Origin of the sequence: Streptomyces griseus subsp. griseus (assembly GCF_003610995.1) — a bacterium.
GTDB lineage: Bacteria > Actinomycetota > Actinomycetes > Streptomycetales > Streptomycetaceae > Streptomyces.
Window position 1 is genome coordinate 3,784,150 of record NZ_CP032543.1, and the last position, 24,981, is coordinate 3,809,130.

The following is a 24,981-nucleotide window of genomic DNA, read 5'->3' on the forward strand; positions in this document are numbered from 1 at the left end:
CTGCCGACGCGACGCCGGCGGTCCGGTCAGTTCTCGGACTTGGACTCGACCGCGTGGCCGCCGAACTGGTTGCGCAGCGCGGCGATCATCTTCATCTGCGGCGAGTCGTCCTGACGCGAGGCGAACCGCGCGAACAGGGACGCCGTGATCGCGGGCAGCGGCACCGCGTTGTCGATCGCGGCCTCCACCGTCCAGCGGCCCTCGCCCGAGTCGGCGGCGAAGCCCCGGAGCTTGTCGAGGTGCTCGTCGTCGTCCAGGGCGTTGACCGCGAGGTCCAGCAGCCAGGAACGGATGACCGTACCCTCCTGCCAGGAGCGGAAGACCTCGCGTACGTCCGTGACGGAGTCGACCTTCTCCAGCAGCTCCCAGCCCTCGGCGTAGGCCTGCATCATGGCGTACTCGATGCCGTTGTGGACCATCTTCGCGAAGTGGCCGGCGCCGACCTTGCCGGCGTGGACGGAGCCGAAGTCGCCCTCGGGCTTGAGCGCGTCGAAGATCGGCTGGACCTTCGCCACGTTCTCCGCGCTGCCGCCGTACATCAGGGCGTAGCCGTTCTCCAGCCCCCAGACGCCGCCGGAGACACCGCAGTCGACGAAGCCGATCTCCTTGAGCCCCAGCTCCACGGCGTGCTTCTCGTCGTCGGTCCAGCGCGAGTTCCCGCCGTCGACGACGACGTCGCCGGGCGAGAGCAGCTCGGCCAGCTCGTCGATCGTGGACTGGGTCGCGGCACCGGCCGGGACCATCACCCAGACGACCCGCGGGCCCTTCAGCTTGCCCACAAGCTCTTCGAGACTGTGGACATCGGCGACATCCGGGTTGCGGTCGTAACCGATGACGGTGTGGCCTGCGCGGCGGATGCGCTCGCGCATGTTGCCGCCCATCTTGCCGAGGCCGACGAGACCGAGCTCCATCAGAGATTTCCTTAAGCGTCGTGGCGATAGCGTCGGGGCGTATCCCGCCCGGGACCGAGCCTACGCCCGGCGGGGCGGCGCACGGCCGGGACAGCCCGGTGGGCCCGCTCCGCGACGGACGGGCCCACCGGAAAAGCATCCGATCAGCCGGAGAGACGCACCGGCATGATCAGGTACTTGTACGCGTCGTCCGCCTCGGCGTCCACGGCCGGGCGCCCGCTGAGCAGGGCGGGCTTGGTGGACGTGGTGAAGGAGAGCTGCGCGACGGGGGAGTCGATCGCGCTCAGACCGTCCAGCAGGAACGTCGGGTTGAAGGCGATCGAGATGTCGTCGCCCTCCAGCACCGCGTCGACGCGCTCCACAGCCTGTGCGTCGTCGCTGGAACCGGCCTCCAGGATGAGCACGCCCTGCTCGAAGCTGAGCCGGACCGGGGTGTTGCGCTCGGCGACCAGGGCCACGCGCTTGACGGCCTCGACGAAGGGGGCCGTCTCGATGACCGCGACCGAGTTGAACTCGGTGGGGAAGAGCGTGCGGTACTTCGGCAGGTCGCCTTCGAGCAGCCGCGTGGTCGTCGTGCGTCCCGCGCCCTCGAAACCGATCAGCCCCTCACCGGCACCGGAGCCGGAGAGTGCCAGGGTGACCGTGTCACCGCTGGTGAGCGCCTTGGCGGTGTCCAGGAGCGTCTTGGCGGGCACCAGGGCGACCGCGGAGGCCTCCGGGTCCTCCGGCTTCCAGAGGAACTCGCGGACCGCGAAGCGGTAGCGGTCGGTGGAGGCGAGGGTGACGGTGTCGCCCTCGATCTCGATGCGGACACCGGTCAGCACGGGCAGCGTGTCGTCGCGGCCCGCGGCGATGGCGACCTGGGCGGCGGCCGATGCGAAGACCTCACCGGGGACGGTGCCCGTGGCGGTCGGCATCTGCGGCAGCGCCGGGTACTCCTCCACAGGCAGTGTGTGGAGGGTGAAGCGCGAGGAGCCGCAGACCACCGTGGCCCGAACACCGTCGGTGGAGATCTCCACCGGGCGGTTGGGCAGGGCGCGGCAGATGTCGGCGAGCAGACGGCCGGAGACGAGCACCGTGCCGTCCTCGTCGACCTCCGCGTCCACGGAGACCTTGGCCGAGACCTCGTAGTCGAAGCTGGAGAAGGAGAGGGCGCCGTCCTCGGCCTTCAGCAGAAGGCCCGCGAGAACGGGCGCCGGCGGACGGGCCGGGAGGCTGCGGGCCACCCAGGCCACCGCCTCCGCGAGTACATCGCGCTCCACCCGGATCTTCACCGGAACCGCCTCCTGCTGTTGCTCGCTCGCCCTGCTGGCCTTCGTCGTCTGGACCGGAGCTCCCTGCCGACGGCCGGGGTGGCTCCGGGGTCCAGTCTGACGCACGGCACCGACAGTCGTTGCTGCTCGGGGTCAAGTCGCGCAGAACGCGGCGAGGCGGTCGCCGGTCGAGTTGTACACAGGCCTCACTTCGAAGCGGATTCCTGGCTAACTCTGAGTGGTAGTAGTAGTAGGCCCTGTGGAAACCGTGGATAACGTCGTTTGCGCAGGTCAGCGTCGGTTTTTTGTCCACCGACCCTGTGGGCGGCACCCGTGGACAACCGGGGCTTTCTGTGGACGGGCGGAAGTTCTGCACACCCGATGCACAGGAGGGGGCCACTTCTCCCCAGGCCTGTCCCCAGCTTTACCCACGTTCCCCACAGCCCAATCAGGCACCTTGGTGTGACGCCTTTCACTCCGGGCGGTGAGAGCGGGTGTTGTGTTGCCGAACAGTGGACGAAGGTGTGGAGAAGCGGCCAGAAGCTGGGGACAACACCGCCGAGCCTGTGGGTCGGCGGTGGACAACTGCGAGACCGTCCTGTGGACGAAAGCTCTGTCCACAGGCTGTGGATCAAGGTTGACCACAAATCCCCAACCACGTGACCTGGCCTGATGGAGTATCGGCAGCCGGCCCTGTGGACGCAATATGGACAACTTCCCGGTCCCCAGGCTGTGGACGGAAGAAACTCCGCACATCTGTGGAGAAGGGCCTCTGAGCAGCCCGTATTCGAACAGTCCCGGTGCGGAGGAGACCGCCGCGACGGCTCCCGAACCCCTCAGGAACGACGGAAGGCGCCTCGCGCGGACCGTGGGAGGTCGTTGCGAGGCGCCTTGAGAGGCGTCGCGAGGCCTTGAGAGGGCTTCGTCAGCCGTTCTTGATGCGGTTGGTGAGCTCGGTGACCTGGTTGTAGATGGAGCGGCGCTCCGCCATCAGCGCCCGGATCTTCCGGTCCGCGTGCATCACCGTCGTATGGTCGCGGCCGCCGAACTGCGCGCCGATCTTCGGCAGCGAGAGATCGGTGAGCTCCCGGCACAGATACATCGCGATCTGGCGCGCCGTCACCAGGACCCGGCTGCGCGAGGATCCGCACAGGTCCTCCACTGTGAGGCCGAAGTAGTCCGCGGTGGCCGCCATGATGGCCGGCGCGGTGATCTCCGGCGCCGACTCCTCGCCGCCCGGGATCAGGTCCTTCAGCACGATCTCGGTCAGCCCGAGGTCCACCGGCTGCCGGTTGAGGGAGGCGAAGGCCGTCACCCGGATCAGGGCGCCCTCCAGCTCACGGATGTTGCGCGAGATCCGCGAGGCGATGAACTCCAGCACCTCCGGCGGCGCGTTCAGCTGCTCCTGCACCGCCTTCTTACGGAGGATGGCGATCCGGGTCTCCAGCTCGGGCGGCTGGACGTCGGTGGTCAGGCCCCACTCGAAGCGGTTGCGCAGCCGGTCCTCCAGCGTCACCAGCTGCTTGGGCGGCCGGTCCGAGGAGAGCACGATCTGCTTGTTCGCGTTGTGCAGCGTGTTGAAGGTGTGGAAGAACTCCTCCTGCGTCGACTCCTTGCTCGCCAGGAACTGGATGTCGTCGACCAGGAGGATGTCGACATCGCGGTACCGCTTGCGGAAGGTGTCGCCCTTGCCGTCGCGGATCGAGTTGATGAACTCGTTGGTGAACTCCTCCGAGCTCACGTACCGCACCCGGGTGCCCGGGTAGAGGCTGCGCGCGTAGTGCCCGATCGCATGCAGAAGGTGGGTCTTGCCGAGCCCCGACTCCCCGTAGATGAAGAGGGGGTTGTAGGCCTTGGCGGGCGCCTCGGCGACGGCCACGGCCGCGGCGTGCGCGAACCGGTTGGAGGCGCCGATCACGAAGGTGTCGAAGAGGTACTTCGGGTTCAGCCGGGCGTGCGGCTCCCCCGGTCCCGGCGCGGGCGCCGGCTGGGCGCCCATCGGGCCGGGGCCCGGGCCGCCGGTGCGCCCGGGGCCGGGCCCGCCCTGGCGGTGCTGCTGGTCGTGCCGGTCGCGCTGCTGCTCGTACCCCTGGCGCTCGGGCGGCTGCGACCGGTAGTCGTGCTGCGGCTGCTGGGGGCGGCCGGTGCCGTAGGGCTCCCGCCACTGCTCGGAGGGCTGGTCGCGGTACGACTCGGTCTCGCGGTAGGTGTCGGACGCGGGCTGCTCGCGGTCCTGGTAGCCCCCGTGGCGCGGCTGCTGCCAGGAGAGGTCCTCCTGGGTACGCGGCCAGGCACCCGGCTCGGGGCGCTGCTGCTGGTAGTCGGGGTAGGCCGGGCGGGCCGTCGGCATGCCGTCGTCGGAGGGGCGGTGGCCGTATCCGTCGTAGCCGTCGTCACGGCCGTCGTCGCGCGGCTGGCCCTGGTAGCGGTGGCCCTGCTGGCTCTGGTGCGACTGGTGCATCGGAGGCGCCGGCGGGGAGGGCGGTTCGCCCGCGGAGTCGTCGACGGTGATCGCGATCCGGATGGGGCGGCCGCACTCGCGGGTCAGCGTCTCGCTGAGGAGCGGCGCGAGCCGGCCCTCCAGGACGTGCTTGCCCCATTCATTGGGGACGGCCAGGAGTGCGGTGTCGGCGACGAGTGCCAGCGGCTGGCAGCGCTCGATCCACTGCTTGTCCTTCGGCTCGATGCCCTGCTGGCCCTCCCCGAGGAGTTGTTCCAGCACTCGTGGCCACACTGCGGCAAGATCGGCAGGTACGTCAGCCACAAGGCACGCTCTCTCGCATGTCCCACGAATGTGTGGTTCTCGGGACGGGATGGGTCGGGATGGGTGAGGCCCGGCAGTCGGGAAGGAAAAGAACCGGAGTTCAGCCACGGTAGTCAGGCCGGGCCGCGCGGTTCAAGTTGTTGTCCACAGGCTGTGCACAATGGGGGGTCGTGCGGAGCCGGTTTGACCGGATGGCGTAGCCGCGCGTACCGTGACCAGGTCGAGTTGTCGATGGCTGCTGCCGCCTGCCTCCGATGGGCAAAGATCACGATCTGTGATTGTGAAGCGGTGCACTAAGGCGTTTACGCGAGTTCCTCGTGGGCGCACGGTGACAGCCAGGCGATGTCCCGCCAAGACACGAATCATTTCTGGAGCCCCCGAGTGAGCAAGCGCACCTTCCAGCCGAACAACCGCCGTCGCGCCAAGACCCACGGCTTCCGTCTGCGCATGCGTACCCGTGCCGGCCGCGCGATTCTCGCCAACCGCCGTGGCAAGGGCCGCAGCAGCCTCTCCGCCTGATCGCTCAACAGGTCCATGACGTGCTGCCTACCGAGAATCGGCTGAGGCGGCGCGAGGACTTCGCGACCGCGGTACGACGAGGACGTCGAGCCGGACGTCCACTGCTCGTCGTCCATCTACGCAGCGGTGAAACGGACCCGCACGTGACGGGGGAGACTCTCCCCGCGCCGCGTGCGGGTTTCGTTGTCAGCAAGGCGGTGGGAGGCGCGGTCGTCCGCACCGCGGTGAAGCGCAGGCTTCGCCATCTGGTCCGCGACCGGCTGGCGCAGCTGCCCCCCGGTAGCCTTGTTGTCGTACGAGCGCTGCCCGGTGCGGGCGACGCCGACCATGCACAGCTGGCCCGAGACCTGGACGCCGCCCTTCAGCGGCTGCTGGGAGGGGGCGCGAGATGAAGTACCCGCTGCTTGCCCTCATCAAGCTGTACCAGTGGACGATCAGCCCACTCCTCGGGCCTGTCTGCCGCTATTACCCGTCGTGTTCCCACTATGGATATACGGCTATCGACCGGCACGGTGCGATCAAGGGAACAGCGCTGACCGCCTGGCGCATCCTGCGGTGCAATCCGTGGTCACCCGGCGGTGTGGACCATGTCCCGCAACGCAAGCGTCCGCGGTGGCACGAGCTGCTGCGCGACCGCCTGCGCGGCGGCAAGGGCGGGGAGCCCGCCGCTGATGTGCCGTCCGGGGGGCCGGTCTCCGAACCCCCGAACCCGGCCACAGAGACCTCGCCCAATGCTCAAGGAGCCTGATTAGTGGACACGATTGCCAGTCTGTTCAGCTTTATCACCACGCCTGTCTCGTGGGTCATCGTCCAGTTCCACAAGGTCTACGGAGCGCTGTTCGGCGATGACTCCGGGTGGGCCTGGGGACTGTCCATCGTGTCCCTGGTGGTGCTGATCCGGATCTGCCTGATCCCGCTCTTCGTGAAGCAGATCAAGTCGACCCGCAACATGCAGGTGCTCCAGCCGAAGATGAAGGCGATCCAGGAGCGCTACAAGAACGACAAGCAGCGTCAGTCCGAAGAGATGATGAAGCTGTACAAGGAGACGGGCACCAACCCGCTCTCCTCGTGCCTTCCGATCCTGGCGCAGTCTCCGTTCTTCTTCGCCCTGTACCACGTGCTGTCGTCCATCGCCTCGGGCAAGAAGATCGGCGCGATCAACCAGGACCTGCTGGACAGCGCCCGACAGGCGCACATCTTCGGTGCCCCGCTGGCCGCGAAGTTCACCGACAGCGTCGACAAGCTCACCTCCCTCGACGCCACGCTGCTGGACGTCCGGGTCGTCACCGCCGTCATGATCGTGCTGATGTCGGCTTCGCAGTTCTTCACCCAGCGCCAGCTGATGACGAAGAACGTCGACCTGACAGTGAAGACCCCGTACATGCAGCAGCAGAAGATGCTGATGTACATCTTCCCGGTCATCTTCGCCGTGATGGGTGTCAACTTCCCCGTCGGTGTCCTCGTCTACTGGCTGACCACGAACGTCTGGACCATGGGTCAGCAGATGTACGTGATCAACCAGAACCCGACGCCGGGCAGCAAGGCGCAGGACGCCTACCTGAACCGGGTGCTCAAGACCGTGGACTCCCGTGGTCAGGTCCGCGGCCGGACGCAGCGCAGGACCGTCAAGGCGATCGTGGCCAAGGGCCCCGACCGTAACGACATCGAGCGCAAGTTCATCACCGGGCTGAGCAAGAAGGGTCTCGCGGCTCAGGAGGACGGCACCGTCCAGAAGAGCGAGACGGCCGTTCTCGAAGCCGAGGGCGGTGCGGCTCCCAAGCGTCAGCAGCCCAAGCGCCAGACCAAGGCGAAGCGCCAGACGGCCGCCACCGCCGGTGCGGCCGCCAAGGACGAGCCCGCGGCCGGCTCCAAGCCCTCGCTCCAGAAGCAGGACGCACCGCAGGACGACAAGCCGACGTCGGCGGGCAAGTCCGCCTCCGGTTCCTCACGCCAAGCCAAGTCCGGACAGCGCAAGGGCCCGCAGCGGCCCAAGCACCCGTCCAAGAAGTAAGAAGGAGTCCACCCGTGACGGAAGGCACCACCTCCACGGCCGCCGCCGAGGGCAGCGACACTCTGACCCGCCTGGAACAGGAGGGGGAGATCGCAGCGGACTACCTCGAAGGCCTGCTGGACATCGCCGACCTCGACGGCGACATCGATATGGACGTCGAGGCGGACCGGGCCGCGGTCTCGATCATCAGCGACTCGGCGCGTGAGCTCCAGAAGCTCGTGGGCCGCGACGGTGAGGTGCTGGAGGCGCTCCAGGAGCTGACCCGGCTGGCGGTCCACCGGGAGACCGGTGACCGCAGCCGTCTGATGCTGGACATCGGCGGCTTCCGGGCCAAGAAGCGGGAGATCCTTGCCGAGCTGGGCGCCAAGGCGGCCAACGACGTCAAGACCTCGGGGCAGCCGGTCAGGCTGGACCCGATGACGCCGTTCGAGCGCAAGGTCGTGCACGACGCGATCGCCGCAGCCGGTCTCCGGAGCGAGTCGGAGGGCGAGGAGCCGCAGCGCTTCGTCGTCGTTCTCCCGGCCTGACCGGATCCTTGTACTGTCGGCCCCGTCTGTTCGCAGGCGGGGCCGATCTTTGTCAGCCTGATAGTCAGCCACCCACAGTGCGCTAGTGCGGTACGGAAGGACGGTCCCCGTGACGGACGCTGCAGAGCTCCCCCAGGCCCCTGAAGAGGCGCGGGCGGTATTCGGAGAGCTCTTCCCGGAGGCTGTCCGGTACGCGGAGCTGCTCGCCGATGCCGGGGTGCAGCGTGGCCTGATCGGCCCGCGTGAGGTGCCCCGGCTGTGGGAGCGGCACCTGCTGAACTGCGCGGTGCTCTCCGAGGTGGTACCGGAAGGCGTCACGGTCTGCGATGTGGGCTCGGGCGCCGGCCTGCCCGGCATCCCGCTGGCTCTGGTACGTCCCGACCTCAAGATCACCTTGCTGGAGCCGCTCCTGCGCCGGACGAACTTCCTCCAGGAGGTCGTCGAACTGCTCGGCCTGGACCATGTGACGGTCGTACGCGGGCGGGCCGAGGAGGTCCTCGGGACGCTCCAGCCCGTCCATGTGGTGACCGCCCGCGCCGTGGCGCCGCTGGACCGGCTGGCCGGCTGGGGCGTGCCCCTGCTGCGCCCGTACGGCGAGATGCTCGCGCTGAAGGGCGACACGGCCGAGGAGGAGATCAACGGCGCCAGGGCCGCGCTGAGCAAGCTCGGCGTGCTGGAGACCGAGGTGCTCCAGGTCGGTGAGGGTGTGGTCGATCCGCTCTCCACGGTCGTACGTGTGGTGGTGGGCGAGAGCCCGGGTGGTGTGAGGTTCGCCGCAAAGAGGGCCAAGGCCGCGCGGGTGGGCCGCGCCCGTCGGCGCCGCTGAGGGCCACCTGCTGCGCAACGGCCGACCCGATGGAGGACGGTCCCTCGTGGCCCCTTCCAGATGATCTCTGTCGTCTAGCAGGGAAATGTCGGGAAAGTAGCCATTCGCACCCCCTGCGGAGTGTCGTGGCCTGGTAGTTGCGCTGCGAGGGCATCGTGTTTCACGTGAAACGTCGCTCTCTGCTGCAGGGAATCATCGGCCGCGGTCGTGCGGCTGCCACACCGCGCGACCGGAAGCCCGTACGGGTTACCGAGTTGTCCACACATGCGGATTCATCCACAGATCAGCGGGCCTCGCTGGTTCACGACCCCGAAAGCATGGCAGGCTCTGCTCATTGCGAGCCTGTAGTCGAGGAGAGTGAACCGTTGCGGTCCGACGCCAACATCGCGGGACCGATGACCGATCCGGTCCCCGGTCCCCGAACCGAGTCCGTGGGGGAGGGTGTTTCACGTGAAACACCGCCGCCGATGGACGACACCCCCATCGGTCGCGCTGCCCAGCTGGCCGTCGAGGCCCTCGGCCGTGCCGGTGAGGGGCTGCCTCGCCCTGACCGGACCCGCGTCATGGTGGTGGCCAACCAGAAGGGCGGGGTCGGTAAGACGACCACGACGGTCAACCTCGCTGCTTCGCTGGCCCTGCACGGTGCGCGTGTCCTGGTGGTCGACCTCGACCCCCAGGGCAATGCTTCCACGGCGCTGGGGATCGACCACCACTCCGACGTTCCCTCGATCTATGACGTCCTGGTGGAGAGTCGTCCGCTCTCCGAGGTGGTCCAGCCGGTCCCGGACGTCGAGGGTCTCTTCTGCGCCCCCGCCACGATCGACCTCGCCGGCGCGGAGATCGAACTCGTGTCGCTGGTGGCGCGGGAGAGCCGGCTCCAGCGCGCCATCCAGGCGTACGAGCAGCCGTTGGACTACATCCTCATCGACTGCCCGCCCTCCCTCGGCCTTCTCACCGTGAACGCGATGGTGGCCGGAGCGGAGGTGCTGATCCCCATCCAGTGCGAGTACTACGCGCTGGAGGGCCTGGGCCAGCTGCTGCGCAACGTCGATCTGGTGCGGGGCCACCTCAACCCCGAGCTGCATGTCTCCACGATCCTGTTGACCATGTACGACGGCCGGACCAGGCTCGCTTCCCAGGTCGCCGATGAGGTCCGTACCCACTTCGGCAATGAAGTGCTGCGGACGAGCATCCCGCGCTCCGTACGCATCTCCGAGGCGCCGAGCTACGGGCAGACCGTCCTGACCTACGATCCCGGGTCCAGCGGCGCTCTCTCCTACCTCGAAGCCGCCCGGGAGATCGCCCTGCGGGGCGTCGGGGTGCATTACGAGGCCCAGCACGCCCACACGGGCCTGCAGAACAGCCAGCAGAACGTTTCGGAGGGCATTCAGTGAGTGAGCGACGTAGAGGGCTGGGGCGTGGGCTCGGTGCGCTGATCCCCGCCGCTCCCCAGGAGAAGCAGGTGCCGGGGCCCGGAGGTACTTCGGCGTCCGGCGGGGGGCCGGTTCTGACGGCGGAGCGGGGGGTGGCCGCCGCGAAGGTGACCGCACTCCCGTCGTCCCCGGTGGTGCCGGAGCCGGCGTCCGCGCCGGAGCAGGAGGTGGGGACGTCCGGTGCGTACTTCGCCGAGCTGCCCATCGGTTCGATCACGCCGAACCCTCGCCAGCCCCGTGAGGTGTTCGACGAGGACGCTCTGGCGGAGCTGGTCACCTCCATCAAGGAGGTGGGTCTTCTCCAGCCGGTCGTCGTACGCAAGGTGGGGGCGGACCGCTACGAGCTCATCATGGGTGAGCGTCGGCTGCGGGCCTGCCGTGAAGCGGGCCTGGAGCGGATTCCGACCATCGTCCGGGACACGGACGACGAGAAGCTCCTCCTGGACGCGCTGCTGGAGAACCTGCACCGGGCTCAGCTGAACCCGCTGGAGGAGGCTGCCGCGTACGACCAGCTCCTCAAGGACTTCAAGTGCACCCATGACCAGCTGGCCGACCGGATCGGGCGGTCCCGGCCCCAGGTGTCCAACACGCTGCGGCTCCTGCGGCTCTCGCCGCCGGTGCAGCGGAGGGTGGCCGCAGGCGTTCTCTCGGCCGGCCACGCCCGGGCCCTGCTGTCGGTGGACGACTCCGAGGAGCAGGACCGGCTGGCCCACCGCATCGTGGCGGAGGGGCTCTCGGTCCGTGCGGTCGAGGAGATCGTGACGCTCATGGGCTCGCGGCCCACGAGCGCGCAGAAGCCGAAGGGCCCGCGGGCCGGTGCGCGACTCTCCCCCGCTCTGACCGATCTGGCGACGCGGCTCTCCGACCGCTTCGAGACCCGGGTGAAGGTCGACCTGGGCCAGAAGAAGGGGAAGATCACCGTCGAGTTCGCCTCGATAGAGGATCTGGAGCGGATTCTCGGCTCCCTCGCCCCGGGCGAGGGAAAGGTGCTGGAGCGTGGGCTCTCCGAGGCGTCCGACGAGGACGACGAGAGCTGAACTCCCTGGCAGCCGCCTGACCGTAGGACCGCATGGAGGGCGGGCTGTGTTCCGGTACTCACCGGAACACAGCCCGCCCTTTGCCCTTTCTCGGTATCCGCATCACGTCTGGGTGGATACGATGCGATCTGGGATGGCGCATCCACGGTGATCGACCTCGGAGGAGGGCGGGTACCTTGCGAGCAGTGAGCCGCAGCCGGCTGGTGACGGTCGGGCTGGGCCTGGGAGCAGTCGGGGGATTCGTCGGCAGCCTGTTCCACGAACGGAACGCGCTGGCGGCCGCACGTGATGCGGCAGGCGAGAGAAGTGAGGGATCGCCGCCATGGGGCGTCGGCTTGTACCGCTCACCCTGGACAACCTTCAGGATCTCCCCGAGCGCTGCCGTGCATGCGTCTTCTGGGAGCTTGACCCGGTCAGCGGAGAAGCCGCGGTAAAGGCGGGGAAGCCGGAGCGGGAGAAGGAGGCCTGGATCTCCGCGGTGCTCCTGGAATGGGGCTCCTGCGGCCGGGTGGTCTATGTGGACGACGTCCCCGTGGGATTCGTTCTCTACGCGCCGTCGGCCTATGTCCCGCGCTCCACGGCCTTTCCCACCAGTCCGGTCTCCCCCGATGCCGTTCAGCTCATCACCGGGCTGATCGTTCCGGGGTACCAGGGCCAGGGTCTCGGCCGTGTCATGGTGCAGACGGTGGCCAAGGACGTCCTGCGCCGGGGCTTCAAGGCGATCGAGGCGTTCGGGGATGCCCGGGCGGAGGAGTTCGGCTGTGTGCTCCCGGCGGATCATCTGCTGGCGGTCGGCTTCAAGACCGTACGGCCCCATCCCCGGTACCCGCGGCTGAGGCTGGAGCTGCGGACGACGCTTTCCTGGAAGGAGGACGTCGAGATGGCTCTCGACCGCCTGCTGGGAGCAGTGCAGAAGGAGCCGGTCCTCCGCCCGCTCTGATCGGACCCGGCAGACACGAGAACGGGCCCACCCCGGCGAGGGGATGGGCCCGTTTCACGTGAAACATCGCGCCGGGGCGCGCGGCTACTTGGCGCTGATGAAGCCTTCGAGGTCGCGGAGGATCGCGGCCTTCGGCTTGGCGCCGACGATGGTCTTGGCGACCTCGCCGCCCTGGTAGACGTTCAGGGTGGGGATGGACATCACGCCGTACTTGGCGGCGGTGGCCGGGTTCTCGTCGATGTTGAGCTTGACGATCTCGATCTGGTCGCCGTGCTCGGCCGCGATCGCTTCCAGCGAGGGAGCGATCTGACGGCACGGGCCGCACCAGGCAGCCCAGAAGTCGACCAGAACGGGCTTCTCGCTCTTGAGGACGACATCGTCGAACGTGTCGTCGGTTACGTGCTTCAGGTCGCCGGCCACGGCGGCCTCCTTAGTCTTTCGGGGTGGGCGTGCGGTGGGGAGGTTCAGACTGCCGGGGTCTTCTCCGGCTCGGCGGGCTCGGCGTCGGCCAGCGCGGCGAGGAAGCGCTCGGCGTCCAACGCCGCGGAGCAGCCGGTCCCCGCGGCGGTGATGGCCTGTCGGTAGGTGTGGTCGACCACGTCCCCGGCGCCGAAGACACCGGTCAGGTTGGTACGGGTGGAGGGCGCCTGGACCTTCAGGTAGCCCTCGTCGTCCAGTTCCAGCTGGCCCTTGAAGAGCTCGGTGCGCGGGTCGTGTCCGACGGCGATGAAGAGGCCGGTCACGGGGAGCTCGGAGGTCTCGCCGGTCTTGGTGTTCCGCAGGGTCAGGCCCGAGAGCTTCTGCTCACCCTTGACCTCGGCGACCTCGCTGTCCCAGGCGAACTTGATCTTCGGGTCGGCGAAGGCCCGGTCCTGCATCGCCTTCGAGGCACGCAGGGTGTCGCGGCGGTGGACGATCGTGACCGACTTGGCGAAGCGGGAGAGGAAGGTCGCCTCCTCCATGGCCGTGTCGCCGCCGCCGACCACGGCGATGTCGTGGTCCTTGAAGAAGAAGCCGTCACAGGTGGCGCACCAGGAGACACCGCGGCCGGAGAGGGCGTCCTCGTTGGGGAGGCCGAGCTTGCGGTGCTGGGAGCCGGTGGTGACGATGACGGCCTTGGCGCGGTGCACGGTGCCCGCCGTGTCGGTGACCGTCTTGATGTCACCGGTGAGGTCGACCGCGACGACATCGTCGGGGATCAGCTCGGCGCCGAAGCGCTCGGCCTGGGCCCGCATGTTGTCCATGAGCTCGGGGCCCATGATGCCGTCCTGGAAGCCGGGGAAGTTCTCCACGTCGGTGGTGTTCATCAGTGCGCCGCCGGCCGTGACCGCGCCCTCGAAGACCAGCGGGTTCAGTGAGGCACGAGCGGTGTAGAGCGCTGCGGTGTACCCGGCCGGTCCGGAGCCGATGATGATCACATTGCGGACGTCGCTCACGGGTTTCTTCCTCGTCTCTGCAGACTGCCTACTGCCTACGGGGGTCGGTTCAACGACTCTCACCCCACCCAACGGATCCTACGGGTGATGCATTCCCGTGTGGCCATCCCGTGTTGCAACACCGCGGGATGTGCCGTGGCGGCGCTCAGGAGCGGTCGTACGCCTCGGTGAGCAGCAGCCGACCGGTGCCGCCGGGAGTGGTGTCCACACAGGAGGCGGCGACGACATAGGCCTGCACGCGGGTGGGGTCGCTCGGGTGCGGAAGGACGACGAGGAAGGCGTCCTTCCCCTGGTAGGTCCCCTCGTCGACGGCGAGGGCCGGTGTGGTGCGGCCGGTCGCCTGCTGGACGCATGGGGGTACGGCGACGACAGGGGCGCTCAGCGGGTTCCTGGAGGCGGTGGCGCTGGGCGTCTTTGCTTCGGGCACCGCCCGCTCGTCCCCGCTGGGCGACTGCTTCTGCCCGTGGAAATCCTCGGTACTCGCCCCGCCGGCCAGGAGCTCCTGGACCTTGGTTTCGAGTGTGCTCCGGGCGTAGCTGTGGGTTCCGTCCTCGGAGGCGGCGGCAGGCAGGTCGGCCGATGTCGCCGAGTCCTGGGACGAGGGCAGATTCTGGAGGAAGAGGACGCTGAGGCCGATGAGTGCGGCGCCGCATGCGGTGCCGAGGAACGCCGCACGCCCCCTGCGCCGGGCACGGCTGCGCCCGGGGCCTGTGGAGCCCTGGGGGCGACCTGCCGGGCGCTTCTGGGCGGAGCCGGTGCGAGCCGTCACGGGGGCTGCGCCGGCGGTCTCCGTCGTCTCTGTTTCACGTGAAACAGAGAGCGTTTCACGTGAAACATCGCCATCGGGTGGAACGGCTGTGGCGCGGGGGCCATCGGCCGCCTCACCGTCGGAGGCATCCGTACGGGCCTCGGCGCCGAGCGCCGCGTCGATACGGGCGGCGATGTCGTCGGGCATGGGCTCGGGGTCCGGGAGGTCGCCGAGCAGCCCGCGGATCTCCTCCAGGGAGTCCCGTACCTCGGAGCACAGCGTGCACCGGTCGAGGTGGTCGCGGATTTCGTCGGCGCGGGAAGCGGAGAGCAGCCCTTCGGTGAGATCGGAGATCTCGGAGACCTCCGGGTGCTGATCCCTGTCGGTCGTGGATGTCACGGGCGTCCACCTCCTCCCTTCGCAGCGGCCGGGTCGTTCGCTCCTGCGTCCTTCGGTCCTGACGCAGGTGGGACGGATGGACCGGGCGTCCGGTTCCTTGCCGTGACGCGGGTCTCTCCCTCGGTCTCCTCGTCGCCTGTCGCGCCCCGCAGGTGTCGGACCAGGGGGGCCAGTCTCGCCCGTCCCCGGGCGCACCGGCTCTTCACGGTCCCGGTCGGGACGTCGAGGATGCGTGCGGCCTCGGCCACCGGGTAGCCCTGCATGTCGACCAGGACGAGGGCCGCGCGCTGTTCGGCGGGGAGGGTGGCCAGGGCGGCGAAGAGCTGGCGGTGCAGATCCTGCCGTTCGGCAGGGGCCTCGGCCGACTCGTGGGGTTCCAGGAGCTGGTCGAGGCGATCCGCGTCGTCCACCGGTGACGTCTTGCGGGAGGCGGCCTTGCGGACCCGGTCGAGGCAGGCGTTGACGGTGATGCGGTGCAGCCAGGTCGTGACGGCGGACTGGCCGCGGAAGGTGTGGGCTGCGCGGAAGGCGGAGACCAGGGCGTCCTGGACGGCGTCGGCAGCCTCCTCCCTGTCCCCGAGAGTGCGCAGCGCCACGGCCCACAGCCGGTCGCGGTGGCGGCGTACGAGCTCACCGAAGGCGTCGGGGTCGCCCGCCACATGCAGGGCGAGCAGGTCCGAGTCGCCCGGTGCCTCTGGTGGAACGGAATCCACCGTGCTCCCCCTCCGAACCGGATCCGATGTCGGGTGCCACATTAACCGGCCGGGCGCCCGGTGATCAGGGTCGGTGCGGAGTCTCCACACCGGCTCCCGATCAGCCGAGTACGGAGATGTCGGTGATCCCGCCGCGGTACCCCCCGGTGCCGTCGGCGGGCAGCTCCGTGATGTGGATGAGGAGATAACGCGTCCGGACGGGCTTCTCCAGCTCTTCCTTGAGCGTCTTCCCCGCGACCTTCTTCGGGACGATCCGCTGGGGGAAGTCCGCGGAGGAGGACGGTGACGAGGCGTTCGGTCCCGCGGCGAACACCGCGGCCGTCTGGCCGCTGCGGTACATGTCCACATCGATGGCGCGGACGTCCTGGACCTTCCCCAGGTCGACGATGATCCCGCTGCCCTGCCGGCGCTGCGGGAGGTTGCCGAAGTTGGCGAAGCCCAGGTAGCGGTTGGTGATCCATGCCGTGGAGGAGTCGTCGTCGATGGCGTTCGGTACGTCCCCCGGCTGGATGCCCGAGCCGTCGGGCATGAACTCGGTGGCCTCCGCGATGGTCAGCGGCTTGGGCGGTGCGGGTGCCGGATCCTTCTTGTCCTCGGTCGTCTCGGTGACGCCGTCGTCGGAGCCCTTGCGCTGGTCGAGAAGGGTCTCCGCGAGCTGCCAGCTGCCGAGGCCGAGGGCGGCGATGAGGAGGGCCGAGACACCCCACTTGAGCACCCGTCCGGTGCGGCTCTGGAGGGGCGCAGGAGGGGCCGCCAGCACCGGCTGGGGCGCGGACGACGCGTGGCTGGACGGCCTCCCGTAGGTGCCCTGCTGATAGGTCGTCGGGTAGACCGGCTGCTGGTAGACGGGCTGGGCGGCGAACGTCGGCTCCGGCGGCAGGACGCGCGGCATGGCCGCGACGGCCTTGGCCAGTTCGTCCGGGGTCGTGCAGGGCGGTTCCTGCCGGGAGGCGGTGGCCCCGTCGTTGGCGAGTGCGCGCATGGCGAGCTCCGAGAGGCCGCGGTGGACGCCGGCGCGGACCTGGTCCGGAGCGATGAGTCCCATGCCCTTGGGCAGTCCGGAGAGGCCGTACGCATCGCTCTCGTACGGCCAGCGCTGGGTCAGTGCCGCGTACAGGAGCGCGCCGATCGCCTCGGTGTCCTGACGCAGGGGGCGTTCGGAGGTGACGCCGCGCAGGGCGGCGTTCACCGCGAGGCCGCGGATCCGGTACTGGCCGGTGGAGCTGCGCAGCACGGCACCGGGGGTGAGCCGAAGGTGCGTCAGGCCCTCGCGGTGGGCGGCAGCCATGGCCTGGGAGAGCTGGCTGACGAGTTGGTAGGCGTCGTGGGCCTCCATCGGCCCGGCGGCCAGCAGGGCGGTGAGCTCCGTGGCGTCCGGGAGCCACTCGTGGACGACGTAGACGAGGTCGTCCTCCTCCACGGCGTCCAGCACCTGGACGAAGCGGGGGTCGCCGAGCAGCGCGGAGGACCGGGCCGCGGCCAGCACGGAGCGTGCTCGGGGGTGGTTCGCGGGCAGCAGGTGGACGCCGACCGCGCGGCGCAGTTTCTCGTCGACCGCCCGCCAGCTGCTGAAGCCGTCCAGACGGGTGACGCACTCCTCCAGGCGGTAGCGGTCGGCCAGTTTGTGGCCGCTGTGTACGTCGGGGGTCGCCGGAACGGCCTCGGAACGTGCCCGCCCGCCGCCGTCGCTCTCGGGCTTCTCGGGGCTCGTGCTCTCGGTCTCCTCGGCCTGCGCCGTTCCGTCGTTCGTGGCCTCGTCCGCCTTGGCGGCCGGCGGCTCGTCGCCGCCGTTGTGGGCCACGTCGACGGCAGCCGTGCTACGTTCCGCCACCGTCGTCCTGCCTCCCCATCCGTTGCGCGAAGCCGGCCAGCTCGCCACAGTCACGCCAATTGTGCCCACACTCCGGCGCTATCCACGACACGCGGAGTCCGGCGATGGTTGTGCGGCCGTGCGTCCATTCAGCGTCCGAGCCGTCCACGGACCATGCCGACCAGGCCGTTGACCTCTTCGATGCGCATCTTCTTCGCCGCGACGAAGAAGATGCCCATGAGGAGGACGCCGCCGCAGATCAGCGCGGCCAGCGACCCGAGGGCGCCGGTGCCGAGAAGTTCCAGGATCGCGAAGCCGATGCCGCCGCCGATGACGGCCGCGGGTACCGCCGCCATGCAGAGCCGGGCGTAGGTCCGCACGATATGCGCCCCGTCCAGGTCGCCGCCGAGCCGGGTGCGCAGCCGGCGCCAGGCGACACCGACACCGACCGCGTAGGCCAGACCGTAGGAGAACGCCATACCGACGACGGCCCAGCGGGCGGGCAGGACGACGTAGCAGAGGGCGGAGGCGGCGGCGTTGACGGCCGCCACGATGACCGTGTTGTAGAAGGGGGTGCGGGTGTCCTCGTACGCGTAGAAGCCACGGAGGACGACGTACTGCACGGAGTAGGGGATCAGGCCGAGGGCGAACGCCATCAGGATGAAGCCCATGGACCGGGCGGCCTCGGCGCCGCTGGAGGCGTACAGCAGGGTGCACATCGGCAGGCCGAGCGCGAGGAAGGTGAAGGCGACCGGGACGATGGCGACGGCGGAGTTGCGCAGCCCCTGCGAGATGTCGTCGCGGACCGCTCCGGGGTCGTTGTCGTGGGCGGCCCGGGAGATGCGGGGCAGCAGCGCGGCCATGACGGAGACGGTGATGATGGCCTGCGGCATGCCCCAGATCAGCTGGGCGTTGGAGTAGGCCAGGAAGCCGGTACCGTCCTTGCCGGCCAGCTTGCCCGCCGAGGTGGCGAGCTGGGTGACGACGAGGACGCCCGCCTGGTTGGCCAGGACGAACAGTACGGTCCACTTCGCCAGCTTGACCGTCTTGCCGAGCCCGTGGCCCCGCCAGTCGAAGCGGGGGCGGAAGCGGAAGCCGGCCTCGCGCAGGTAGGGGATCATCGCCAGCGCCTGGACGACCAGCCCGAGAAGGGTGCCGATACCCAGCAGCCGGACGCCTTCCGGCGGGATGGTGTCCACGCCCATCCGGGACTCGGCGGAGGTGCCGTAGACCCAGATGAAGAGGCCGAACGTGATGATCATGACGATGTTGTTGAGGACCGGGGTCCACATCATCGCCCCGAACCTGCCACGGGCGTTGAGGATCTGACCCATCACCACGTGCACACCCATGAAGAAGATCGTGGGCAGGCAGTACCGGGCGAAGGTGACGGCGACGCTGTTGGCAGCGACGTCGTCGGCGATGGTGTTCGACATCAGCTGGATCAGCACCGGCGCGACGAGGACCGCGATGGCCACGATCAGCCCGAGCGCGACCATCACCAGGGTCAGCAGCCGGTTGGCGAAGGCCTCGCCGCCGTCCTCGTCGTCCTTCATGGCGCGGACGAGCTGCGGGACGAAGACCGAGTTGAGGCCGCCGCCGACGGTGAGGATGTAGATCATCGTCGGCAGGGTGTACGCGATGGTGAAGCTGTCACCGAGGAGCGCGGCGCCGAGGGCGGCGGTGATCACCAGGGACCGGATGAAGCCGGTGAGCCGGGAGACCAGGGTGCCGGCCGCCATCAGCGCGCTGGACTTCAGCACTCCGGAGACCCGGCCGCCGCCGGACTTCGGCGGGACGGGGGCGGGCGCCGGTTCCGGCTCGGGCGGGCCCGGGACCTTCCCCGACCCCTCTTGGTCCCGGAAGAGGTGGGCGAAGGCGTCAGGCTCCCGCCGGTCGTCCGACGCCTGTGTGACCAGGTCGTCGACGCCGACGAACTGCGTGGTCGCCGGACGGTCGCCGTAGGGGAGGTGCCGTGAGGGCCCCGAGGGCTCCGGGGGCGGCGTCTGGGCCCAGATGCGCGGGTCGGGGGCGTGCGGGGCCGCGGGCGGCTGCTGGTACAGCGCCTGCGGCTCCTGGTAGGTGCCGGGGGGCGGCGGCGGGTGCGAGGCCCGGTCGTAGAGCGCCTCACCCACCGGGTCCTGGGCCGCGAGGTCCTGAGCCCGGTAGGGGTCGTCCTCGTAGGCGTGCTGGAGGTACGGGTCGGGCGGCACCTGGCCGTCCTGGCCCGGGCCCGGAGGAACCGGGGGGCCGGACGGAGACCCCGCTCCGCCGGCGCCCTGGCCGCGGTCACCGTCGTACGGCGCGTTCATCGAAACCCCTACCTCATCGTCCCCGGCCGACCGGCCACGACAGACATCGCTCAACGGTCCACTTTCTCACCCGTTCCCGACGGGGCCCCGCTTTCCGGTCCGGTGTCCGGGGTCGGGTCACTCGGCTGCTCGGGTTCGCCGCCGTCGCCGTTCGCCGTGTCGCTTGCCACGGCGCGTTTGCGGGCTGTGTACATACGGACCCCGGCCAGCACCAGGAGCAGCAGGCCGCCGGCGATGACGAGCAGGACGGTGGGGGTGACCTCGGAGACCTTCACGGTGAAGGTCATCTCCTCGCCGTACGGTGTGCCGTCCTCGGTGAAGAGGCGGGCGGTCACCTGGGCGCGTCCGTTGGCGCTGGTCGCCGTGTCGAACTTCACCGACTGGCTGTGGCCGCCCCCGATACGGACCGGCAGCTCGGCCATCGTGCCGTCGTCGTTGAACTTCAGGCGGATGTTGTCCGAGGTCAGCCTCAGGACGAGCCGGTCGACACCCTGTACCAGCTTGTTCTGGACCGTCACGGGGATCGTCGCGCTGCGGCCGGAGAGGGTGACGTCCGACTTGTCGATCAGCTGGACCTCGCCGGTGAGGTCCTTCAGGTACTCCAGCACGTCGTCCCGGTAGTCCTGCGCCTCCTGGGGGCGGCCCCGCCAGGACGTCGACATGGAGCGGTTGACCGCGTTGCCGAAGGGCGTCACCACACGCTCGGGCTGCGTGAGGATGGTCTCGAAGCTGTCGATGGAGCCCTGGGTGGTCCGGATGTCCTGGAACGCCTGGGTGGGCAGCTCCTGGTCGCGGAGCTTCTTCGGGTACGCGGAGGCGCGCGGCACCTTGGTGGTCGCCAGCGGGTCCGGCTTGGCCTCGGAGGCGGCGACCAGGTCCTGCGGCTGCGTCCACCGGTCGCCCGACAGGGCCTCCAGGGCGCGGGCCATCGACTGCGCCTGGGCGGCCGTGGGCATCCGCTGCGGGGCCACGACGATGGAGCGCTCGTTGTCCGGTGCCTGCTCGGTCAGCGCGAGGGTCTGGGCGAGGAACTTCTGGACCGCGAGGGTGGAGGCGCCCGCCCGGAGCAGGCTGCCGCCGAACGCGGTCGACAGCCGGGAGTCGGCGACGACGGCGGTGGTGCCGCCGCCGACCGGCCGGGCCGCCGTCGGGGTGTACGGCAGGCTGCCGGTCTCCTGGAAGCTGTCGCTGCGGGCGATCACATGGTGGGCCCCCGCGGAGGTCGCCACATCCACGATGCCCGGGTCGACCGCGCCGTCCACGGGCCAGGCGAAGTCGGTGGACGGCTTCACATGAAGGATCGTCTCCACCGTGGTGGCCCCCACCGTGGAGGCTTTCTGCAGATGGCTGAGTGTGCCCGAGACGCCCTTGCCGCGGTGCGCGATGGAGGCCAGGTCCGTGTCGCCGAACGGCAGCGCGATCACCTTGCCGTCCTCCACCACCTTCTGCAGGGCGGTGATCCACTGTCTGGCGACCGTCCGGTCCTTGCCCGGGACGGTCGTGTCACCGGACTTGACCTGGTATCCCCCGGCCATGGCGGCGACGCTCGCCAGCAGGTCCGGGTCGATGACCCAGGTGACGGGGAGCCGACTGCCCAGGGCGACCATCTGCTCCAGCCGTCCGCCCGGCGCCAGCTCCTCGGCCAGCTTGTCGTCGGTGAAGACCGGCGTCTGCTGTTCGTCCGAACCGGTCTCCGCGGTGACCTGCGGGGAGGCGATCAGCGGCCAGAGGAAGGTGAGCTTCGTCCTCTTGTCGCTCTTCTCGGGCTGCCACGGAAGGAACGAGCGCTCGATGCCCAGCACCTGCTCGTAGGGGGCGGCCGAGGTGCGGCCGGAGACCGAGACGCCCAGCTGGTAGACGCCCGACGCGTCGAGGTCCAGCTTGCCGACGGGAACGGCGAGTGTGAAGTTCTGGCTGATCCCCTTGGCGAGCTTAGGGATCTTCACCGTGTACTCGTCGTCGATCGTGGCCGGGTCGGCGCCGGGCGTGTACCCCTTGCGCTTGGCGGCGTCGTCGACCTCTCCCCGGCCGGAGAGCCGGGGGCCCACCCGCAGGCCGACTTCGGCGTCTTCGATCGTCTCCTTGCCCTCGTTGGTGAGCGTGCCGGAGACGGTCAGGGTGTCCCCCTCCACCGGGGCGGCGGGGGAGAGCGTGTCCAGGGAAACATCGACCGTGCGGGAGCCCGTGAGGGCCTTCACCGGTTCGGCGGCGCCCGCGCTCCCGGCGGCCGGGACGGTCAGCAGACCGGCCAGCAGGGGCGCTCCGAGGACCACGGAGGCCGTGCGCCGCAGCCATCGGCGGGCAGGAGAGGGGGGCATCCCCTGGATGTCTGCCGCCTGGGCCACGCGCCTACCCGTCCCTCGTCGTCATCGGAGTCCGTCGATCGTTGTCGGTCTTGCGTCCCCGCATGGTAACGAGGTGCGGAGGGCCGAAGTGCTGGGGTCCGGCTCACATGATCGCGGGAGGCCCGCAGGGTCCGGATAAACGATGCCGTCGCGACCGGTCGGTGCACGTACCCTTTTCTGTTGTGCCGAACGCCAACGAAGAGAACGCCAGTGCACTGAACCAGGTGCAGCATCGCGCGGTGAGTGAGCTGCTGCGAGTGTCCCCGGTCGCCGACGACCTCGCCCGCCGCTTCCAGGAGGCCGGATTCAGCCTCGCGCTGGTCGGCGGCTCGGTCCGCGACGCGCTGCTTGGCAGGCTCGGGAACGACCTGGACTTCACCACCGACGCCCGCCCCGAGGACGTGCTCACCATCGTCCGTCCGTGGGCCGACGCGGTGTGGGAGGTGGGGATCGCCTTCGGCACCGTCGGATCCCAGAAGGACGGCTACCAGATCGAGGTCACGACGTACCGGTCGGAGGCGTACGACAGGACCTCGCGCAAGCCGGAGGTCTCCTACGGCGACTCCATCGAGGACGACCTCGTGCGCCGGGACTTCACGGTCAACGCGATGGCCGTGGCGCTGCCGGAGAAGGCGTTCATCGACCCGCACGGCGGTCTGAAGGACCTTGCCGAGGGGGTGCTGCGTACGCCCGGGACGGCCGAGGCGTCCTTCTCGGACGACCCGCTGCGCATGCTGCGGGCCGCCCGGTTCGCGGCGCAGCTGGACTTCGAGGTCGCCCCCGATGTCATCACCGCGATGACGGAGATGGCCGGCCGGATCGAGATCGTCTCCGCGGAGCGGGTCCGCGACGAGCTCAACAAGCTCCTGCTCTCCGGCCACCCCCGCAAGGGCCTGGGGCTCCTCGTCGACACCGGTCTGGCCGACCATGTGCTGCCCGAGCTTCCCGCGCTGCGACTGGAAAGTGACGAGCATCACCGTCACAAGGATGTCTACGAGCACTCGCTGACCGTTCTGGAGCAGGCCATCGACCTGGAGGAGGAGGGTCCCGACCTCGTTCTGCGGCTGGCGGCCCTGCTCCACGACATCGGCAAGCCGAGGACGCGGCGGTTCGAGAAGGACGGCCGGGTCTCCTTCCACCACCACGAGGTGGTCGGCGCCAAGATGACCAAGAAGCGCATGACCGAGCTGAAGTACTCCAACGAGCTGGTCAAGGATGTGTCGAGGCTCGTCGAGCTCCACCTGCGCTTCCACGGGTACGGCGACGGGGAGTGGACCGACTCCGCCGTCCGCCGGTATGTGCGCGACGCCGGACCGCTCCTCGAACGCCTCCACAAGCTGACCCGGTCGGACTGCACGACCCGGAACAAGCGCAAGGCGAATGCCCTCTCCCGTACCTACGACGGGCTGGAGGAGCGGATCGCCCTGCTCCAGGAGCAGGAGGAACTCGACTCCATCCGCCCGGATCTGGACGGCAACGAGATCATGCGGACGCTCGGGGTGGGCCCCGGGCCGGTGATCGGCAAGGCGTACGCGTTCCTGCTGGAGCTGCGGCTGGAACACGGGCCGATGGAGCACGACGCGGCGGTGGCTGCGCTCAAGGCGTGGTGGGTGGAACAGAGCTGAATCGGTGCGGGTGACGTTTCACGTGAAACATCACCCGCACCCGATGGGCTGAGGGGCGTTGTTTCACGTGAAACAACGCCCCTCAGCCCATCCAGGACCGGCTACCCGCCGCTGCTGCGGTACCGCCGGCGGAACATCGCCACCGCCACGGCCGCGTACAGCACGGCCACTCCCGCGATCACGGCGACGGACCTGCCGTCCGGCGGGAGCATCAGCGCCGCCACCCCCGCCGCGCTCACGAACGCGACGTTGAAGAGCACGTCGTAGAGCGAGAAGACCCGGCCGCGGAATGAGTCGTCCACCGAGGTCTGGACGACCGTGTCCGTCGCGATCTTCGACCCCTGGGTCACGACGCCGAGCACGAAGGCGGCGATCAGCATGGGGACCGGGGCGAAGGAGAGCCCCAGGGCCGGCACCAGGACGGCCGCGGCTCCGGAGCAGGCGACGATCCATCCGTACCGCCCGAGCCGTCCCACGGCCCAGGGGGTCACCACGGCGGCGACGAAGAAGCCCGCACCGGAGGCCCCGACCGCCAGGCCGAGAAGCGCCAGCCCGTCGGACTCCTCGTCCGACCAGGCGTAGCGGCAGAGCATGAGCACCATCACGGTGAGCGCGCCGTAGCAGAAGCGGAGCACCGTCATCGCGGCCAGCGCCCGGGCCGCATGGGTGCGCTCTCCCAGGTGGCGCAGTCCGGCGACGAGCCCCTGTGCGGTGACGGTCAGCGCGGCCCGCAGCCGGAGGGGTGTTCCGTCGCGATCGGGCCCCAGCAGCGTGCGCGGCAGGCTCAGCGACGCCAGCGCGGACAGCAGATAGAGCATGGCCCCGAGCAGGACGACCGCCGCATCGGACTCGTCGGCCACCAGTCGTACGGCGAAGGCGAGGCCACCACCCGCGGTGGCGGCCAGTGTGCCGGCCGTCGGGGAGAGCGAGTTGGCGACGACGAGCCGCTCGTCGTCGACCACCCGCGGCAGTGCGGCGGAGAGCCCGGCCAGTACGAAGCGGTTGACGGCGGTGACGCAGAGGGCCGAGGCGTAGAAGAGCCAGTCCGGTACCGAGGCGAGGATCAGCAGGGCCGTGCAGGAGGCCAGCGAGGCCCGCAGGAGGTTCCCGTACAGGAAGATCTGGCGGCGGGGCCAGCGGTCCAGCAGGACGCCCGCGAAGGGGCCGATCAGCGAGTACGGGAGGAGGAGTACCGCCATGGCCGAGGCGATGGCGGCCGCCGAGGTCTGCTTCTCCGGCGAGAAGACGACGTACGCGGCGAGGGCGACCTGGTAGACGCCGTCGGCGGACTGGGAGAGGAGCCGCACGGTGAGCAGGCGGCGGAAGTTCCGCAGGCGCAGGAGGGTGCGCAGATCACGCGCGACAGACATGG

General features: G+C 69.6%; 21 protein-coding genes. 10 read left to right on the forward strand and 11 right to left on the reverse strand.

All coding sequences use genetic code 11. The annotated features are described in order from the left end of the window. Positions 1–26 precede the first annotated feature (26 nt). The 3 genes from gnd to dnaA all read right to left on the reverse strand — a co-directional run bounded on the left by gnd (position 27) and on the right by dnaA (position 4,928). Positions 27–911, reverse strand: coding sequence for a phosphogluconate dehydrogenase (NAD(+)-dependent, decarboxylating) (gene gnd, locus D6270_RS16840; RefSeq protein ID WP_109164669.1), 885 nt, complete (start codon positions 909–911; stop codon positions 27–29). A 143-nt stretch (positions 912–1,054) separates the two neighbouring features. Continuing rightward, a complete protein-coding gene (gene dnaN / locus D6270_RS16845; protein ID WP_015609839.1) occupies positions 1,055–2,185 on the reverse strand; it encodes a DNA polymerase III subunit beta in 1,131 nt (376 codons plus the stop codon). A 904-nt stretch (positions 2,186–3,089) separates the two neighbouring features. Continuing rightward, entirely contained in the window at positions 3,090–4,928 is a 1,839-nt protein-coding gene (dnaA, locus tag D6270_RS16855; protein WP_109164667.1) for a chromosomal replication initiator protein DnaA, read from the reverse strand. 381 nt (positions 4,929–5,309) lie between these two features. Here dnaA and rpmH point away from each other — a divergent pair, with 381 nt between their 5' ends. The 9 genes from rpmH to D6270_RS16900 all read left to right on the forward strand — a co-directional run bounded on the left by rpmH (position 5,310) and on the right by D6270_RS16900 (position 12,221). Next, entirely contained in the window at positions 5,310–5,447 is a 138-nt protein-coding gene (gene rpmH / locus D6270_RS16860) for a 50S ribosomal protein L34 (RefSeq protein WP_003967884.1), read from the forward strand. A gap of 20 nt (positions 5,448–5,467) precedes the next feature. Further along, the gene (rnpA, locus tag D6270_RS16865) at positions 5,468–5,839 is read left to right on the forward strand and encodes a ribonuclease P protein component (protein ID WP_079167220.1); all 372 of its coding nucleotides are present in this window, start codon (positions 5,468–5,470) and stop codon (positions 5,837–5,839) included. Then, positions 5,836–6,195: a membrane protein insertion efficiency factor YidD gene (yidD, locus tag D6270_RS16870; protein WP_109164666.1), complete on the forward strand. Its 360-nt coding sequence runs from the start codon at positions 5,836–5,838 to the stop codon at positions 6,193–6,195. The genes rnpA and yidD overlap by 4 nt, the downstream gene beginning before the upstream one ends. 3 nt (positions 6,196–6,198) lie before the next feature. Then, a complete protein-coding gene (yidC, locus tag D6270_RS16875) occupies positions 6,199–7,458 on the forward strand; it encodes a membrane protein insertase YidC (RefSeq protein ID WP_109164665.1) in 1,260 nt (419 codons plus the stop codon). A 14-nt stretch (positions 7,459–7,472) separates the two neighbouring features. Further along, a complete protein-coding gene (locus tag D6270_RS16880) occupies positions 7,473–7,985 on the forward strand; it encodes a Jag family protein (RefSeq protein WP_109164664.1) in 513 nt (170 codons plus the stop codon). 109 nt (positions 7,986–8,094) lie between these two features. Then, positions 8,095–8,811: a 16S rRNA (guanine(527)-N(7))-methyltransferase RsmG gene (gene rsmG / locus D6270_RS16885; RefSeq protein WP_109164663.1), complete on the forward strand. Its 717-nt coding sequence runs from the start codon at positions 8,095–8,097 to the stop codon at positions 8,809–8,811. 317 nt (positions 8,812–9,128) lie between these two features. Further along, a complete protein-coding gene (locus tag D6270_RS16890) occupies positions 9,129–10,205 on the forward strand; it encodes a ParA family protein (protein ID WP_109164662.1) in 1,077 nt (358 codons plus the stop codon). After that, positions 10,202–11,281 carry a ParB/RepB/Spo0J family partition protein gene (locus D6270_RS16895; RefSeq protein ID WP_109164661.1) on the forward strand — a complete coding sequence of 360 codons (1,080 nt, stop codon included), beginning with the start codon at positions 10,202–10,204 and terminating at the stop codon, positions 11,279–11,281. The genes D6270_RS16890 and D6270_RS16895 overlap by 4 nt, the downstream gene beginning before the upstream one ends. 322 nt (positions 11,282–11,603) lie before the next feature. Further along, positions 11,604–12,221, forward strand: coding sequence for a GNAT family N-acetyltransferase (locus D6270_RS16900; protein WP_109164660.1), 618 nt, complete (start codon positions 11,604–11,606; stop codon positions 12,219–12,221). 84 nt (positions 12,222–12,305) lie between these two features. Here D6270_RS16900 and trxA read toward each other — a convergent pair whose 3' ends face one another. From trxA to D6270_RS16935, 7 genes are all read right to left on the reverse strand, one after another. Further along, positions 12,306–12,641 (reverse strand): thioredoxin, encoded by a 336-nt coding sequence (gene trxA, locus D6270_RS16905; protein WP_018489839.1) that lies wholly within the window; start codon positions 12,639–12,641, stop codon positions 12,306–12,308. 44 nt (positions 12,642–12,685) lie between these two features. Beyond that, positions 12,686–13,657, reverse strand: coding sequence for a thioredoxin-disulfide reductase (trxB, locus tag D6270_RS16910; protein WP_109164659.1), 972 nt, complete (start codon positions 13,655–13,657; stop codon positions 12,686–12,688). Between the two features lie 145 nt (positions 13,658–13,802). Beyond that, the gene (locus D6270_RS16915; protein ID WP_109164658.1) at positions 13,803–14,804 is read right to left on the reverse strand and encodes an anti-sigma factor family protein; all 1,002 of its coding nucleotides are present in this window, start codon (positions 14,802–14,804) and stop codon (positions 13,803–13,805) included. Beyond that, the gene (gene sigM, locus D6270_RS16920) at positions 14,801–15,517 is read right to left on the reverse strand and encodes an RNA polymerase sigma factor SigM (RefSeq protein ID WP_109164657.1); all 717 of its coding nucleotides are present in this window, start codon (positions 15,515–15,517) and stop codon (positions 14,801–14,803) included. The genes D6270_RS16915 and sigM overlap by 4 nt, the downstream gene beginning before the upstream one ends. Before the next feature lie 100 nt (positions 15,518–15,617). Next, positions 15,618–17,348: a protein kinase family protein gene (locus tag D6270_RS16925; protein WP_109164656.1), complete on the reverse strand. Its 1,731-nt coding sequence runs from the start codon at positions 17,346–17,348 to the stop codon at positions 15,618–15,620. Between the two features lie 128 nt (positions 17,349–17,476). Next, positions 17,477–19,639, reverse strand: a complete 2,163-nt coding sequence (gene murJ, locus D6270_RS16930; protein ID WP_109164655.1) for a murein biosynthesis integral membrane protein MurJ — start codon at positions 19,637–19,639, stop codon at positions 17,477–17,479. A gap of 50 nt (positions 19,640–19,689) precedes the next feature. After that, positions 19,690–21,984, reverse strand: coding sequence for a DUF6049 family protein (locus D6270_RS16935; protein WP_109164654.1), 2,295 nt, complete (start codon positions 21,982–21,984; stop codon positions 19,690–19,692). 182 nt (positions 21,985–22,166) lie between these two features. On the opposite strand from D6270_RS16935, the gene D6270_RS16940 reads away from it, so the two are divergent. Next, entirely contained in the window at positions 22,167–23,609 is a 1,443-nt protein-coding gene (locus D6270_RS16940; RefSeq protein WP_109164653.1) for a CCA tRNA nucleotidyltransferase, read from the forward strand. 101 nt (positions 23,610–23,710) lie between these two features. Here D6270_RS16940 and D6270_RS16945 read toward each other — a convergent pair whose 3' ends face one another. Further along, positions 23,711–24,979, reverse strand: a complete 1,269-nt coding sequence (locus tag D6270_RS16945; RefSeq protein ID WP_109164652.1) for an MFS transporter — start codon at positions 24,977–24,979, stop codon at positions 23,711–23,713. Positions 24,980–24,981: the final 2 nt, after the last annotated feature.